This is a genomic window from Bacillus cereus group sp. BfR-BA-01524 (genome assembly GCF_022662595.1).
In the GTDB taxonomy this organism is placed as follows: Bacteria; Bacillota; Bacilli; order Bacillales; family Bacillaceae_G; genus Bacillus_A; species Bacillus_A thuringiensis_S.
In genome coordinates, this window is the sequence record NZ_JAKUDW010000114.1 from 1 (window position 1) to 16,438 (window position 16,438).

A 16,438-nucleotide genomic window follows, 5' to 3' on the forward strand; every position below is an offset into this window, starting at 1 on the left:
TTAGCGAAGCAGAAAGCCTCGCAAGGTGATGGGGATTCGGGAGATGAAAAGGCAAAGGCAATTGCAGCGGCAAAAGCGAAAGCAGCAGCTGCTGCAAGAGCGAAGACAAAGGGAGCTGAAGGTAAGGAAGAGAATGAGCCGAAGCAGGAAGAACCGTCAGTAAATCAGCCGTATTTAAATCAGTATGTTGAGGCTATTAGGGAGAAGGTAGGAGAAGGGGCATTAGTAGATTCCTACATTAATAAACTGTCAAAGGATGTGCCAACTCTTGTGGTGGATCCTGCAAAATATTATGAAGTGATGGAGTCACTGCGATTCCATGAGGGACTTGCTTTTGATTATATGTCAGAGCTACATGCGACGGATTTTGTGACACATATGGAAGTGTATGTTCATTTGTTTTCATATGGTAAGAAACAATCGGTAGCGGTGAAGGTAAAGCTAGACCGGGAAGCGCCGCAAGTCGAATCTGTGACAGCGCTTTGGAAAGGGGCTGACTGGCCGGAGCGAGAAGCGTACGATTTGCTAGGCATTGTATTTAAAGGGCATCCGAATTTAACGCGTATTTTAATGCCAGATGATTGGGTAGGATATCCGCTTAGAAAAGACTATGAACCGTATGATGTGGAGGTGTAGCTATGATCCGCACGGAAGAGATGCTTTTGAATGTAGGACCTCAGCATCCGAGTACACATGGTGTGTTCAGGCTCGTAATTAAGATTGACGGGGAAATTATTAAAGAAGCTACACCGGTTATTGGGTATTTGCATCGCGGGACGGAAAAGATTGCTGAGAGCTTACAGTATACGCAAATTATTCCTTATACAGATCGAATGGACTATTTATCAGCCATGACGAATAATTACGTCATTTGCCATGCTGTAGAGACGATGATGGGGCTTGAAATTCCAGAGCGTGCCGAATACTTGCGAGTACTTGCGATGGAGCTAGGAAGAATTGCAAGCCATCTCGTTTGGTGGGGGACAAATCTTCTTGATATAGGAGCGGTCAGCCCGTTTTTGTACGCGTTTCGTGAACGAGAGATGATTATAAATTTATTAAATGAATTATGCGGTGCCCGGCTTACTTTTAACTATATGAGAGTTGGCGGTGTGAAGTGGGATGCGCCAGATGGTTGGATTGAAAAGGTGGAAGAGTTTGTTCCGTATATGAGAGAGCAATTGGCAGGTTATCATGATCTTGTTAGCGGTAATGAGATTTTCTTAAATCGTGTGAAAGGCGTTGGTATATATAGCGCGGAAGAAGCGATTTCGTATTCTTTAAGCGGAGCAAATTTGCGGTGCACCGGGGTAAACTGGGATCTTCGCAAAGATGAGCCGTATTCGATTTATGATCGTTTTGATTTTGATATTCCTGTTGGAAACGTGGGAGATGCTTGGGATCGCTACGTTTGCCGAATGCAAGAAATCGAGGAGTCTTTAAAGATTGTTGAGCAAGCGGTTCAGCAGTTCCCAAAAGAGGGAGCTGTGCTGGCAAAAGTACCGAAAATTATTAAGGCACCTAAGGGAGAAGCGTTCGTACGTATAGAATCGCCGCGCGGAGAGATTGGTTGTTATATCGCTAGTGACGGAAAGAAAGAGCCGTATCGTTTGAAGTTTCGTAGGCCATCTTTTTATAACTTGCAAATTTTACCGAAATTATTGAAAGGTGAAAACATCGCTAATTTAATTACGATTTTAGGTGGAGTTGATATTGTACTTGGGGAGGTTGATGGCTAATGATTGAGACGCTCTTACAATCACCTTCAAGCTGGACGAATTTCTTCATTTTTTTCGGATTAGCGGTACTTCTACTATTTGCAGTCCTTGGCTTCGTTACATATGGAATTTTGGCAGAACGGAAAGTGATGGGGTTTATGCAAGGGCGGATTGGACCAAATCAGGTTGGAGGCCGATTCGGTTTACTGCAAACGGTAGCTGATGTTTTAAAACTATTATTGAAAGAAGATAGTATTCCGAAAGCAGCAGATAAACCGCTGTTTATATTAGCGCCTGTCATTGCATTTGCACCAGCATTTATGGTGCTTGCAGTTATCCCGTTCACTGATAAATTTCAATTTGCAGATATTGGAGTCGGGTTACTTTATTATATTGCTGTTTCCGGTATTACGACGATAGGTGTCGTAACTGGGGGATGGGCATCGAATAATAAGTACTCCCTTTTAGGAGGGATGCGTGCGGCGGCGCAAATGATTTCTTATGAAATTCCGCTCGTAATGAGCGGAATTGGTATCGTTTTGCTAGCTGGTAGCCTGAATTTAAATGAGATTGTAGCGGCGCAGGAGAAGGTTTGGTACATTTTCGTACAGCCAATTGGCTTCGTCGTTTTCTTAATCGCAGCAGTTGCAGAGTTAAATAGGACGCCATTTGATTTGCCGGAAGCGGAGTCAGAACTTGTTTCTGGATATCATACGGAATACTCAGGTTTTCGCTGGGCGTTTTTCATGCTTTCAGAGTACGTATATTTCTTCGGGATGGCATCGTTAATTACAGTGCTCTTTTTAGGCGGATGGAATCCAGTCATGTTTCTTGGATTTATCCCAGGTGCCGTATGGTTTGCTTTGAAATTTAGTAGTGTAGTCTTTCTATTAATTTGGTTCCGCGTTACGTTCCCGCGTATAAGAGGTGACCAGTTAATGGAGTTTGGATGGAAAGTATTATTGCCGATTGCACTTGCAAATATTTTCTTAACGGCATTGATTAAGGAGTTATTCTTCTAATCTATGAGGGGGGTGCCAGTAAGAGATGAAAGGACTATTTAAAGGATTAAAATATACATTAAGTAATTTGAGCAAGAAGAAGGTAACGTATGATTATCCAAATCAACCGTTGCCGTTGCCAGACCGTTTTCGGGGGATTCAAAAATTTTATCCGGAGAAATGTATTGTTTGTAATCAATGCTCTAACATTTGTCCGACAGACTGTATTCAGTTAACAGGAAAGAAACATCCGGATCCTACGAAAAAAGGGAAAATTATCGACACGTATGATATTAATTTTGAAATTTGTATTCTTTGTGATTTATGTACAGAAGTTTGCCCGACAGAGGCAATTGTCATGACAAATAACTTTGAACTCGCGGAATATTCACGTGATGACTTATTTAAAAATTTGCAGTGGCTTGACGAAAACGACGAAAACGTCAGGAAGGAGAATAAGGCATGAATGGCGAGTTTGTAGCATTCTTTATACTATCCTTGTCTGCAATTATCGGCGGTGTTCTTATGTTGAACTTAACGAAAGTTATGCACATGATGCTAGCTCTCGTTCTGACATTTCTCAGCATTGCAGGTTTGTATTTTCTTTTATCAGCCGAATTTATAGGCGTTGCACAAATTTTACTTTACTCTGGTGCAATCACAATTATTATGATTTTCGGCATTATGTTAACGAAACATAACGCGGAAAATGAATCGCGTCTTACTCTTCGAAAATGGATTATCTTCTTTGCGGTTGTAGCATTTGGAGCGTTTATGTATTTCGCTGTTAATAATGTTGATTTTGCAAATGAAAGCACACAAGGAAGTTTACCTCTCCATGAAAACAACACACTTCAAATCGGTACGCTTCTCTATTCAAAATATATTATTCCATTTGAACTAACGTCAGTTATTTTACTTGTAGCACTCGTTGGCGCGATTATACTTGCGAAAAAGGATGAGAAAGAGGAGGATTCCAATGAGTAGCGTTCCGGCTTCTGCATATTTAACACTTGCGATTATTTTGTTTTGCATCGGTCTATTTGGAGCTTTAACAAAGCGGAATACAGTAATCGTATTAGTTTGTATCGAATTAATGCTGAATGCTGCCAATTTAAACTTAGTGGCGTTTAGTAAATTAGGCCTATTTCCGAATTTAACAGGTCAAATTTTCTCACTGTTTACGATGGCTGTAGCGGCAGCGGAAGCGGCGGTAGGACTCGCTATTTTAATTGCTTTATATCGTAATCGTACGACAGTTCAGGTGGATGAAATGGATACGCTCAAAGGATAGCATTGTGACCGAAAAAGGGGGAAGGAAACAATGATCGATTATGCATGGCTCATACCGCTTTTCCCACTCGTTTCGTTTTTGTTACTTATTATATTCGGGAAGAAAATTAGAGAAGGAAGTAGCGTACTTAGTATTTTTTTCGTCTTTCTCTCCTTTATACTTGCGGTACTTGTGTTAATAGAAAGGTTTTCAGAAGCAAGCGTGAAGCATAAGTGGGTGTGGCTTAGAGCTGGAGATGTGGATATATCATTCGGCTTTGAAGTGACTGCATTAGGAGCTTTAATGTTATTTATCGTTACGCTTGTGAGTCTACTTGTACATGTGTATTCGAAAGGTTATATGAAAGGTGATGAACGATTACCAACCTTTTACGCATATTTAGGACTCTTTACATTTGCGATGTTAGGGCTTGTTATATCAACGAATTTATTACAGCTTTATATATTTTGGGAATTAGTTGGCCTTGGCTCATTTTTACTTATCGGTTTTTATTTCTTTAAAGAAGAAGCGAAGGCTGCTGCAAAAAAGGCTTTTATTATGACCCGTATTGGGGATGTTGGTTTATTTATCGGGATGATTTTAATTTTTTGGTACGCAGGTAGTTTTGAATATGACGCAATATTTAGGGCGATTTATACAGGGGATTTACCTCCTTACATGATTACGATAACGGCGATATTAATTTTTATCGGGGCGATGGGGAAATCAGGTCAGTTCCCGCTTCATACGTGGTTGCCAGATGCAATGGAGGGGCCAACGCCCGTTTCGGCACTTATTCACGCGGCGACGATGGTCGCAGCTGGCGTATATTTAGTAGCGACGATGTTCCCTCTATTTTCAGCAAGTACAGTGGCGATGCAGACCGTGGCAATCGTTGGAGCTTTCACTGCAATCTTTGCGGCCTCTATCGGTCTCGTGCAAACAGATATAAAGAGAGTACTTGCTTATTCTACAGTTAGCCAGCTCGGGTATATGATGCTCGCGTTAGGTTCTGCCGGTTATGTAGCTGGTGTCTTTCATTTAACGACACACGCCTTTTTTAAAGCACTACTATTCTTGGCAGCAGGAAGTGTAATTCATGCAGTGCATACGCAAAATATTAATAAAATGGGCGGTTTACAGAAGAAGATGAAAGTAACAGGTGCGCTATTTTTGATAGGTACACTTGCAATTAGTGGGGTTCCACTCCTTTCTGGGTTCTTTAGTAAAGATGAAATTTTGGCTGCGACTTGGATGAATGGTAATTACTTTTTATTCGTATTAGCAGTAATTGCGGCATTCTTAACGGCATTTTACATGTTTCGTCTATACTTCCTTGTCTTTACTGGGGAAGCGAAGACGAAGGAAGATGTGCATGAGTCGCCCCGCGTTATGACGTATCCAATGATTGTTCTCGGCGTTCTCGCAGTAGTGGCAGGATATATAAATACACCATGGTTTGGGACGTTTCTCGGAGATTGGTTGACGAAAGATGTAGGGTTTAAGGTTGAAGAAGCGCATGGGCCAGTTTGGATTATGATTGTTGCGACGCTCGTTTCATTTGCGGGAATCGCTCTTGCATATTTCATATATGGCAAGAAATCAATTTCTAGAGATTGGGCTGGGGGTACGGAAACCTCGCTTTATAATCTTTTGAAAAAAAAATATTATGTGGATGAACTATACAACATGACGGTGATCCCTATTACGAAAGGAATCGCTCATGTGCTTCGCTTATTTGAAGTGTATGTAGTCGAGGGAATTGCAGTTTTAATTGGAAGCGTAGTTAAAGGCACAAGTAATCTTGGATCGAAACTTCAAAACGGGAATGTACAAGTGTACGGTACTGTAACGGTGGTTTCGCTCGCTGTACTCGTTATTATTTTGCTCTATACAGGAGGGGATTTACGATGAATGATTTGTTGTTAACGTTCTTCATTTTTTCCCCGCTTTTAGGAATTTTATTGCTTGTATTAACACCGAAAAAGGAATTGCGTACAGTGCGGGCGCTTGGCTTATTTGGGACGGCACTTCCATTTGGAATCGCTATCGTCCTCGCTTGTACATATGCTTCTGGAAAGAGTTTGTCGCTATTTGATGAAAAGGTGAAATGGATTAAGTTCGGAGATTTTACAGCGGTGGATAAAAGGTGGTTTTCTATTTATTACGAGCTCGGTATTGATGGTTTGTCGCTTGTTATGATGGTGCTGACGGCTCTTCTAGCGATGCTCGCAGCAATTGCAGCCTTTTCTATTAAAAGAAATTTAAAAGCATTTTATATGCTGTTACTCATGCTAGAAATAGGGATGCTCGGCGTCTTTGCTGCTCAAAATCTAATGTTGTTTTTTATCTTCTTTGAAATTACGTTGCCACCAATGTTCTTATTGATTGGGAAGTGGGGAAAATTGTCGAGCGAAAAGGCTGCGTATAGTTATTTAATATATAACGGTATTGGCTCAGCTATTTTGCTCATTGTTTTCTCAATTTTGTTCGCGAAAACAGGTACAACAAATATTGTGGAGCTGAAAGAGATATTAAGAAGCGTAAGTGCAGAAGGAGAACTCGTCATCCCAAGTAGCTTGCAACTTGGTGTATTTATTTCCATAATGATTGCCTTTGCAATTAAACTACCTGTTTTTCCGTTGCACCGCTGGATGGTCAATGTGCACATAGAAGCGCATCCAGCTGTAGTTATGCTTCATGCTGGTGTTTTGTTAAAGATTGGAGCGTACGGTATTATTCGCTTCGGAAAAGGGCTATTCCCGGAATATTTTCACGATGTTGCGACGCTAATTGCGATATTAGGTGTAATTAATTTATTGTACGGTGCCTTTTTAGCGCTCATCCAAACGGACTTTAGGAAAGTACTGGCTTACTCTAGTATTTCGCATATGGGAATTGTTTTAATGGGGCTCGCGGCACTTAATGCACCGGGTACACAAGGGGCGTTATTCCAGGTTGTATCGCACGGTTTAATTGCAGCCTTGCTGTTTTTCTTACTCGGTGTTATAGAACAACGTTTCGGAACATCAGACATTACAGCGCTTGGTGGACTCGCAAAAAGTGTCCCAGTACTTAGCGGCTTCTTCTTAGCAGGAGGAATGGCATCGCTTGGATTACCAGGGATGTCTGGGTTTGTTAGCGAATTTCTTGCCTTTCTCGGTTTATTTCAAGGAGAGCCCGTCATTGCTGCCATCGGTGTGATTGGCATCATTTTAACCGCTGTATACGTATTAAGAGCGACACTTCAAGTGACATTTGGAAAGAAAGAGTGGGAAGCAAAATCTGATATACATGGATGGGAGTATGTCCCTGTCTTACTACTTATCTTTTGTATTATTGCAATTGGAGTTATGCCAGAGATACTAGGGGATCCGCTTCAAAATACATTGAAAACATTGGGGGTGAAGTAGGATGGATATGAATACGTTACTTAGCTTATCGTGGCATCTAATGGTGCCAGAATTTATTATTCTCGGCGCCGCCATCCTTCTTTCCATATGTGATTTGTTTTTTAAGCTGAATCATAGATATGTAGCTCTTGGTGCGATCGCTGCCATCGTATTAGCACTTGTGTCATTAATTACGCTATATAGCGAACCAGCTGGAGATATTTTAAACGGATCGTTTGTGTTAGATGGATTTTCAAAAGGGTTTAAAACGTTGTTATTAGGCGCCACAGCTCTCATTTTATGCATCGCAATGAGCGATGATAAGAAGAATCCGATTGAAGATAAGGGCGAATATTATTACTTATTTTTAATGGCACTTCTTGGTGCGATGTTCATGGCTTCTAGTGCTGACTTTATCACCCTTTTCGTTGGTTTAGAGTTACTTTCACTTTCTTCTTATATTTTAGTAGGAATACGAAAAAAGAGCCGTGCATCAAATGAAGCGGCAATGAAATATGTCATTAGCGGAGGAATTGGAACGGCGATCACGCTCTTCGGAATGAGTTATTTATACGGTATTACAGGTTCAACTAACATTGTAGATATGCAAAAGGTACTCACTGGGGAGCTCGCTAGTGGTATTCAGTTATTGCTAGCTCTCGCATTTCTTTTATTGCTAGTCGGTCTCTCATTTAAAATTGCCACAGTGCCGTTTCATATGTGGGCACCTGATGTGTATGAAGGGGCGACTACACCTGTTACCGCTTTTCTTGGAACGATTTCTAAAATTGCGGGGTTCCTACTCATTATTCGTTTGTTCCTTATGGTTTTTGCAAGTGTATTAATACAAGGAGATATGCAATCTTTATATGGGCATATGAGTATATATATTGCGGTGCTAGCAAGTATTACGATGATTGTTGGGAATGTAGTCGCGTTAAAACAATACAACATAAAACGTTTATTTGCTTATTCAGGTATTGCGCATGCTGGGTATTTGCTCGTTCCACTTGTGGCATTATCACCATTTACGCTGGATAGCATGTGGTTTTATATGCTGGCATACATGCTTATGAATATAGGTGCGTTTGCCATTATCCACGGCTTAATCTTACAAAACGATAAGGAAAACATAACGATTTTCACCGGATTATATAAGAGATCACCATTTGCAGCGATCATGATGACAATCTTTATTTTATCGCTGGCTGGGATACCAGGGACGGCTGGCTTCATTGGAAAGATTAACATCTTTTTAGGCGCGCTTCATGTAGAGCCAGCGCATTACGTACTAGCTTCGATTATGATGGGTACGACAGTTGTTTCATTCGTATATTATTTCCGTATTTTACAACAAATGTTTTTCCGCACCGGAGAGACAGAAGAGAGGATACGGTTACCGTTAAATATAAAGGTTGTTATGAGTCTTTGTGCAATTTCGATTGTAATACTAGGGATTATGCCGATGATTGGGTACAATTTCTTTTATGAATATTTTCCATTAATGAAAGATTTCTTCTTCTTAGGGAACGTGGTACAATAGTGAAAATAAAAGGTGTGGAGTCAGTACTCTGCGCTTTTTATTTTGTGTTAACTTGTAATGTAGATATACGTTTTTTGAAAGAAAATCACGATGTAAAATGTAAGATGTCTATGTGCATTTGAAAAAGTGTGGCTCCTACTTATTATGGTATCGTTTTTATATTCTTTCATAAGTAGTAGCTGAGTAAAAAGGGGTCGATTTTTTGGCACAACTTTTAGGGCAACAAGCACTGATTGCCATTGTTTCGCATTTATTGTTTATTACCATTACGTGGTGGGCTTTGCAAGGCATTCACATTGAGCGTTTAATGAAGTCCGGAAAAGTGTTGCAGACGCGAGTATTACTCATCTTAATTACAATTGCAATTGGGACATCTGTAAGTAACTTTTTCCTTGATTATTTAGGCTATTCGAAGAGTTTAACGTATTTAGTAAAGTAAGTGTATAGAACCTCAAATCTCCGTTAACAATGGGGATAGGAGGGGATGAAATTGAAGCTTAAAGCCATTCTTATTGTTGCACTTAGTGTTGTTTTATTTTTGGTTGGATATAGAGAGATGAAACCGATAAGCGATGAACAGAAAATGGAGAGCATGATCAAGGCTTTAGAGAAAAATGATGCTAAAGTAGAAAAATGGTCATGGTTAGCTAGAGAAACAAAAACAATTTCTAATATACATACGTTTCAAAAGTTGTTAAACGATGTGAAGGACAAGGCAAATATTCAAAAGTGGGAAGTAGAGCAATCTCCAGATGGATATAAAGCTACATCCTATAAAAAGTTTGCTTCTCATGAAGAACGAGTAGTAGTAACTTGGAGTAAAGAAAATACTAAAGAAAACACTTTCATTATCTTTGAAGTAAGTGGGGCGAAATGGGACCCGAAGTATGTTCAAAAAGTGAATAAAATTTTTAGTGAAAAACCTATAATTTACACTTGTGTTCAAGGTGTACTGAATGATAAGATTGAAGGTGTTTTGCAAAATAAAACCAATCAGGTTTTGAAAGATCTTTCAGCAAGAGCGATCGAACAAGTAGAAGAAAGAGCATTTGTGTCAGTCTCCGCATACAATAAAAAGTGGGATGACGCTCTTTCAACAAATAGAGAGAAAATAAATGTGCAAATAGCAATACGTTCTACAGACAACAAAGATACAATTGTGGTTGGCACACCGATCATAACTTCTGAGTATTGAGTGAATAGATACTGAAAAAAGGACACGGAGGGGAATAATTTGGAAAAGATCATCGTCCGTGGCGGAAAGCGGTTAAACGGCACAGTGCGTGTTGAGGGCGCAAAAAATGCTGTATTACCTATAATCGCTGCAGCCCTATTAGCGAGTGATGGAAAGAATGTACTATCTGAAGTACCAGTTTTGTCTGATGTATACACAATTAATGAGGTATTACGTCATTTAAATGCTGAAGTCGTATTTGAAAATAATCAAGTAACAATCGATTCTTCTAAAGAACTAAACATTGAAGCACCATTTGAATATGTACGTAAAATGCGTGCATCTGTTCAAGTAATGGGACCATTATTAGCACGTAACGGTCGTGCTCGTATTGCACTTCCTGGTGGATGTGCAATCGGTTCACGTCCAATTGACCAACATTTAAAAGGCTTCGAAGCAATGGGAGCAAAAGTACAGGTTGGTAACGGTTTTGTTGAGGCATATGTTGAGGGAGAACTAAAAGGAGCTAAAATCTACTTAGACTTCCCAAGCGTAGGCGCGACAGAAAACATTATGTCTGCAGCTACATTAGCAAAAGGGACAACAATTCTTGAAAACGCAGCGAAAGAACCAGAAATCGTTGACTTAGCTAACTTCTTAAATGCGATGGGAGCGAAAGTACGCGGAGCTGGAACTGGAACGATTCGTATCGAAGGCGTTGATAAATTATATGGTGCAAACCACTCTATTATTCCTGACCGTATTGAAGCGGGAACATTCATGGTTGCAGCAGCAATTACTGGTGGAGACATCTTAATTGAAAATGCTGTACCTGAACATTTACGCTCAATTACAGCGAAAATGGAAGAAATGGGTGTTAAAATCATTGAGGAAAACGAAGGTGTACGTGTTATCGGCCCAGATAAGTTAAAAGCGGTTGATATTAAAACTATGCCTCACCCAGGTTTCCCAACAGACATGCAATCACAAATGATGGCATTATTACTACAAGCTGATGGAACAAGCATGATTACAGAAACGGTATTCGAAAACCGCTTTATGCACGTTGAAGAATTCCGTCGTATGAATGCTGATATTAAAATTGAAGGTCGTTCTGTTATTATGAACGGTCCAAACAGCTTACAAGGTGCTGAAGTAGGCGCAACTGATTTACGTGCTGCAGCTGCATTAATCTTAGCTGGTTTAGTATCAGAAGGTTATACTCGTGTAACTGAGTTAAAACATCTTGACCGTGGTTATGTAGATTTCCATAAGAAATTAGCTGCATTAGGTGCAACTATTGAACGTGTAAACGAAAAAGTAGAAGAAGTGAAAGAACAAGAAGTTTCTGATCTTCACGCTTAATTGAAATAGTCTCTATGTCTTTTGACATAGGGGCTCTTTTTTTGGGTTATTACTGTTATAGTCAATAAATTCTATACTTATGCACGTACCAGTAAAAATATTTAGAAAATTTCCGTTTTATGCTCTTCCCCCTTAAGTATGTTCTAAAAGAAAGAGTTGTTCCATAAGAATGAATGGAGTAAAGCTTTTATATTGGGGGAAAATAGGATGAAATTTTCAAAGCCACTTTTTATTACAGTAGCGCTCTTAATAGCGCTCGTTATCATTGTACCTGCAGCCCTTGTTATCCCATTTGCGAAAGCAAAAGTAGGGGAAGAAACGGCCTCTAAAACTCCTCCAGCGATAGAAAGCATACCAGCTCCAGGAAAAGTAGATACAGCTGTTCAAGTTGCTGTATATCGTGAGAAACAAAAGAAGGTAGAATCATTACCTATGGAGGAGTATGTGACCGGTGTAGTAGCTTCTGAGATGAATGCCAGTTTTGAAATAGAGGCGCTAAAGGCGCAGGCATTAGCAGCGAGAACATTCGTGGTGCAACGTATGCTGAGCGGAGGAAAGAAAAACAATGCGGACGTGACAGATACGGTGAAAGATCAAGTGTACAAAAGTAAAGAAGAATTGAAGAAACAATGGGGTAATAACTACGAAAATAATTTAAAGAAAATCGAAGAAGCCGTTTCGAAAACCGCAGGACAAGTTTTAACGTATGATGGAAAACCAATCTCAGCATCTTTTTTTTCAACGAGTAATGGCCGAACAGAAAATGCAGCTGACTATTGGGGAAATGATTATCCGTACTTGAAAAGTGTAGATAGTCCGTGGGATCAAGCTTCTCCAAAGTTTACGAGCGAGCAAACATTTACAGTAGCTGATTTTCAAAAACGTCTCGGTGTGAAAGTGCTAGCAGACGGGAAGGTTGGAAACATTAAAGACCTTACGGAAGGAAAGCGCGTAAAGGATGTAGCTTTTCAAGGAAAAACATTAACAGGAAAAGAAGTTCGTGAAAAGTTAGATTTACGTTCTTCTGATTTCACGTGGAAACAACAAGGGGATAAAATCATCATTACAACGAAAGGCTTCGGTCACGGCGTTGGTATGAGTCAATACGGGGCGAACGGCATGGCAGCAGAAGGCAAGAAATATACAGATATCGTCGCTCATTACTATAAAGGCGTTGAAATAAAGACGATGAATGATTATGAAGGAAAATTGATGGTGAAGAAATAGATGTCAGGACTCCCTGGCATCTATTTTTTTGCTTGAAATATCATAATTTTCCATTAATTGTTTGGTATAATAGGATAAAAAGTATTTGGGGGAGACGGAATGGCGCTACTGGAGTTGAAACAATTAGGGAAGACGAACCAGTTACCGGCAATTGAGCTAAAGGTTGAAAAAGGACAATGTATTGTTTTGCAATGTAATAACCATACAGCTAAAGTGTTGCACCGTATTATGATTGGTGAGGAAGAAGCTTCAACTGGCAATGTGCTATTTGAAGGTAAAGCGATTGGAAAGAAAAATTATTCTCGCATCGGCTTTTGTTTTTTGAAAGATGAGGCATATGATCGTTTGAAGGTGAAGGAATACTTTAAGTTTTTACTAGGTCTTTATGAATCGAATATGAGTACGGAAGAAATTGTACAATATGTCGGCCTTTTAGATAAGCTAAACGTTAAGATAGAAAAACTATCATTTTCAGAGAAGCGTCGTCTTCATATTGGACGAATTATGATTCATAATCCGGATTTAGTCATTTTGGAAGAACCAGAGCAAAATGTAGATACAGAGAGTACGGTTATTATTCGAAAAGCAATCATGAAAATGAAAGAACAAGGAAAGGCAATCTTTATTACGTCATCATTTCTATCAGATGCCCTTTCGTTAACAGAGGATGTATACATATTAAACAACGATGGTGTGAAAAAGATAGAAATTGAGCAAGAGGAAGTGGAAGAAGTCGATGAAGAAAAAGTCATTCAAATGATTCCGCAAATGAAGTTAGAAAGAATACCAGCGAAAGTGAACGATAAAATCATTTTACTTGATCCGATGGAAATCCATTTCATTGAAACGCAAAACGGAGTAACACATATTCACGTTCGTGAAGGGGATTTCGTATGCGCATTAACATTAAGTGAACTAGAAGCAAGATTAACAGGTTTTGGTTTCTTTAGATGTCATCGCTCGTATCTTGTGAATTTACAAAGAGTACGAGAAGTGATTACTTGGACTCGTAACAGTTTTAGCTTAATTTTAGACGACGAAAGAAAAAGTTCAATTCCACTTTCAAAAGGACGAATGGATGAATTAAAAGGCGTGATTGGGCTATAAAAAGTGCTCCAATAAGCTCAACATGCGATTCATTCACCGGTAAAAATACTCCTTTTACCGGTATTTTACTGCGTAATCCCTTTGTTTTTCATATGATTGAGTCAAGAAAAGCGAAACAAACAAACGAAAAGCGCTAAAGCGACTTTCATCTATAAAGAAGAAAAACAAAGGGGATGACGAAATGACATTGGCAATTGAAATGAAAGATGTAATGAAAAGTTTCAACGGAAAAACAGCACTTCGAAATGTAAATATTGAGGTGAAGCAAGGAGAGATTTTCGGATTCCTCGGACCGAGTGGATCTGGTAAGACGACAACGGTAAAAATTTTAACTTCTCAATTGCTTCATAGTGTTGGAACGGTAAGAGTATTAGGGAAAGATATTACAGGACCAAGTAGCATCGATTACAATCGAATTGGTATTTTAACAGATAACAGCGGCTTATATGAAAGACTTAGTATTTATGATAACTTACTATTATTTTGTGACTTATACGATTGTAAAAAAGAACGAATCAATGAAGTACTAGCACAAGTAAATTTATTAGATGATAAAAAAACACCAGTAAAGAAACTATCAAAGGGAATGAAGCAACGCGTCACACTAGCAAGAGCAATCCTTCATAAACCAGATATCCTCTTCTTAGACGAACCAACATCTGCACTCGATCCAGTAAACGTACAAAACATTCATAAAATCTTAAAAGACTTAAATGAAGAAGGAACGACGATTTTCTTAACGACTCACAACATGGATGAAGCAGAAACGCTTTGTAACCGTATTGCCTTCCTTTGTGGCGGAGAAATTGTAGCACTTGATACGCCAGAGAATCTGCGCTTGCAATACGCTAAGGATCAAATAGAGGTCGTATTAAAAGATAAACAAAAAGAAGTAGTGCAAAAAGATGAATTGGGCGCAAAACGTATTTCAGAATGGATGAAAAAGGGCGAACTGTTATCTATTCATTCACACGAACCAACGCTAGGCGATATCTTTATTGAAGTTACTGGGAGGGGATTATAATGACATTTTCAATGAGAAGATTTTCAGCTATTTTTCGGAAAGAAGTCCAAGATTTTAAGACAAATTCACAAGTATTATTAATGGCATTTTTACCAATTATACTTTCATTTTTGTTTAGCAGATTTGGAGTGGGAAAGGAAATGTTAGGCACTACTACTATAATGGCCTTCCTATTTGTCGCAGGATTTGTTCAATCTATGGTAATTGCAGAAGAAAAAGAAAAACATACACTGCGTGTGTTAATGTTATCCCCAGCATCTTCTGTTGAAGTTCTTCTTGGAAAGAGTTTATTAACAGCGGGTCTGACAATGGTCATTTGTATTGCAAATTTATTCATTTTAGATCAGTTAAATATTAATCTTCCATTGGTAGGATTGATATTCTTATGTGGAACTATTTTGTTTATCGTGCTTGGAACAATGATTGGATTACTTGCATCTTCTGTACCACAAACATCATTAATTGGTATGCCTATTTTAATGACGATGTATTTAGCTGTACAATTTGAGCCGATGGTTGAAAATAAAGTAATTAAGACACTAATTGAGTATCTTCCAACATCTCATATTGTAAAAGCACTTAACAGCTTAGTAGGTGGGGCGGGATTTAGTAGTATTAGTGGGCATGTATTAAATGTTGTAGTTTGGCTTATTATATCGCTCGTTGTATGTTTAATCGTATACAAAAAGAAACAATTAGACTAAAAACTGAGCCGAAACGCTCAGTTTTTTCTTTTTTCTATCATTTCCTCGGAAATTTTACAGTTCTTATACATATTTTTACAAATTTTGTCGAAAAGTAATTAGTTATGCGTTGTATAGGATACGTGAATATTGTTCAAAATGATTGCTGAGGTGATGATGGAATGCGAGGAAGAAATAATAAAAAGTCGCAAAAGGTAGTACATTTATTTCAAAAAAGATGGGTGTTTCCGGCACTATACATTGCTTGTGCAGCGGTAATCTTAATGGTTGCGCTATGGTTCCAAGGAGCTAATCCGAAGAAGACTCCAAACCACGATCAAGCAACACCGTATACACAATCGGAAGATCCAGCAGTACCAGTAACGAAATCTTCAGAAGTAGTGAAAATGCCAGCTGCCGCGAATGCGGAAGTAGTCGTACAAAAGAAATTCTATGAAGATGCAGCAACTGAGGCGGAACAAGAAAAAGCACTTGTCTTTTATAACAACACATATTCCCCAAACAAAGGAATTGACATTGCTGCGAAGAATGGAAAAGAATTCAATGTTGCCGCTGCTTTAAGTGGTACAGTAACGAAAGCTGAAAAAGATTCACTTCTTGGTTATGTTGTAACAGTTGATAGTGGAAATGGTGTAGCGGTATCTTATCAAAGCTTAGGCAGTGTGAAAGTAGAAAAAGGTGCAAGAGTTGCACAAGGTGAAGTATTAGGAACATCCGGTCTAAGTGCAATGAATAAAGAGGCAGGCTCTCACGTTCACTTTGAAGTACGTAAAGACAATGTGGCTGTGAACCCTGAACGTTACTTAAATAAATCAGTAACAGAAATTAAAGCTGATGCAGGTGCTGCAAAGGCTACGAATGCTTCTGGTAAAAAAGCTGACGACAAATCTCAAAAAGAAGAGAAGTCAAC

General features: G+C 39.1%; 17 protein-coding genes. All 17 read left to right on the forward strand.

Going from position 1 to position 16,438, the window contains the following annotated elements; all coding sequences use genetic code 11:
• The coding region (locus tag MR170_RS26300) for an NADH-quinone oxidoreductase subunit C (protein WP_276575672.1) at positions 1 to 636 on the forward strand (636 nt) is incomplete at its 5' end.
• A gap of 2 nt (positions 637 to 638) precedes the next feature.
• Positions 639 to 1,739, forward strand: coding sequence for an NADH-quinone oxidoreductase subunit NuoD (nuoD, locus tag MR170_RS26305; RefSeq protein ID WP_088114392.1), 1,101 nt, complete (start codon positions 639 to 641; stop codon positions 1,737 to 1,739).
• On the forward strand, positions 1,739 to 2,740 hold the full coding sequence (gene nuoH / locus MR170_RS26310; protein ID WP_242309968.1) for an NADH-quinone oxidoreductase subunit NuoH: 1,002 nt from the start codon (positions 1,739 to 1,741) through the stop codon (positions 2,738 to 2,740). Before nuoD ends, nuoH begins: the two co-directional genes overlap by 1 nt.
• 25 nt (positions 2,741 to 2,765) lie before the next feature.
• Positions 2,766 to 3,185, forward strand: coding sequence for an NADH-quinone oxidoreductase subunit NuoI (gene nuoI / locus MR170_RS26315; protein WP_000677191.1), 420 nt, complete (start codon positions 2,766 to 2,768; stop codon positions 3,183 to 3,185).
• Entirely contained in the window at positions 3,182 to 3,706 is a 525-nt protein-coding gene (locus tag MR170_RS26320) for an NADH-quinone oxidoreductase subunit J (protein ID WP_242309971.1), read from the forward strand. Before nuoI ends, MR170_RS26320 begins: the two co-directional genes overlap by 4 nt.
• A complete protein-coding gene (gene nuoK, locus MR170_RS26325; protein ID WP_000100079.1) occupies positions 3,699 to 4,013 on the forward strand; it encodes an NADH-quinone oxidoreductase subunit NuoK in 315 nt (104 codons plus the stop codon). The genes MR170_RS26320 and nuoK overlap by 8 nt, the downstream gene beginning before the upstream one ends.
• Before the next feature lie 30 nt (positions 4,014 to 4,043).
• Positions 4,044 to 5,906 carry an NADH-quinone oxidoreductase subunit L gene (gene nuoL / locus MR170_RS26330; protein ID WP_224980492.1) on the forward strand — a complete coding sequence of 621 codons (1,863 nt, stop codon included), beginning with the start codon at positions 4,044 to 4,046 and terminating at the stop codon, positions 5,904 to 5,906.
• Entirely contained in the window at positions 5,903 to 7,405 is a 1,503-nt protein-coding gene (locus MR170_RS26335; protein WP_016079660.1) for an NADH-quinone oxidoreductase subunit M, read from the forward strand. The genes nuoL and MR170_RS26335 overlap by 4 nt, the downstream gene beginning before the upstream one ends.
• Before the next feature lie 7 nt (positions 7,406 to 7,412).
• Positions 7,413 to 8,927, forward strand: coding sequence for an NADH-quinone oxidoreductase subunit NuoN (gene nuoN / locus MR170_RS26340; protein WP_327907684.1), 1,515 nt, complete (start codon positions 7,413 to 7,415; stop codon positions 8,925 to 8,927).
• A gap of 202 nt (positions 8,928 to 9,129) precedes the next feature.
• The gene (locus MR170_RS26345) at positions 9,130 to 9,366 is read left to right on the forward strand and encodes a DUF1146 family protein (protein ID WP_000057889.1); all 237 of its coding nucleotides are present in this window, start codon (positions 9,130 to 9,132) and stop codon (positions 9,364 to 9,366) included.
• A gap of 51 nt (positions 9,367 to 9,417) precedes the next feature.
• Positions 9,418 to 10,122, forward strand: a complete 705-nt coding sequence (locus MR170_RS26350; RefSeq protein WP_000767913.1) for a YwmB family TATA-box binding protein — start codon at positions 9,418 to 9,420, stop codon at positions 10,120 to 10,122.
• Between the two features lie 39 nt (positions 10,123 to 10,161).
• The gene (gene murA / locus MR170_RS26355; RefSeq protein WP_000411275.1) at positions 10,162 to 11,466 is read left to right on the forward strand and encodes a UDP-N-acetylglucosamine 1-carboxyvinyltransferase; all 1,305 of its coding nucleotides are present in this window, start codon (positions 10,162 to 10,164) and stop codon (positions 11,464 to 11,466) included.
• 207 nt (positions 11,467 to 11,673) lie between these two features.
• Entirely contained in the window at positions 11,674 to 12,693 is a 1,020-nt protein-coding gene (gene spoIID, locus MR170_RS26360) for a stage II sporulation protein D (protein ID WP_016079662.1), read from the forward strand.
• A gap of 99 nt (positions 12,694 to 12,792) precedes the next feature.
• Complete coding sequence (locus MR170_RS26365) at positions 12,793 to 13,800, forward strand: LytTR family transcriptional regulator DNA-binding domain-containing protein (RefSeq protein ID WP_043935875.1); 1,008 nt, start codon at positions 12,793 to 12,795, stop codon at positions 13,798 to 13,800.
• Between the two features lie 181 nt (positions 13,801 to 13,981).
• Positions 13,982 to 14,824 (forward strand): ABC transporter ATP-binding protein, encoded by an 843-nt coding sequence (locus tag MR170_RS26370; RefSeq protein ID WP_098629794.1) that lies wholly within the window; start codon positions 13,982 to 13,984, stop codon positions 14,822 to 14,824.
• The gene (locus tag MR170_RS26375) at positions 14,824 to 15,528 is read left to right on the forward strand and encodes an ABC transporter permease (RefSeq protein WP_242309974.1); all 705 of its coding nucleotides are present in this window, start codon (positions 14,824 to 14,826) and stop codon (positions 15,526 to 15,528) included. The genes MR170_RS26370 and MR170_RS26375 overlap by 1 nt, the downstream gene beginning before the upstream one ends.
• A 161-nt stretch (positions 15,529 to 15,689) precedes the next feature.
• On the forward strand, positions 15,690 to 16,438 hold a 749-nt coding region (gene spoIIQ / locus MR170_RS26380; RefSeq protein WP_242281610.1), incomplete at its 3' end, for a stage II sporulation protein SpoIIQ.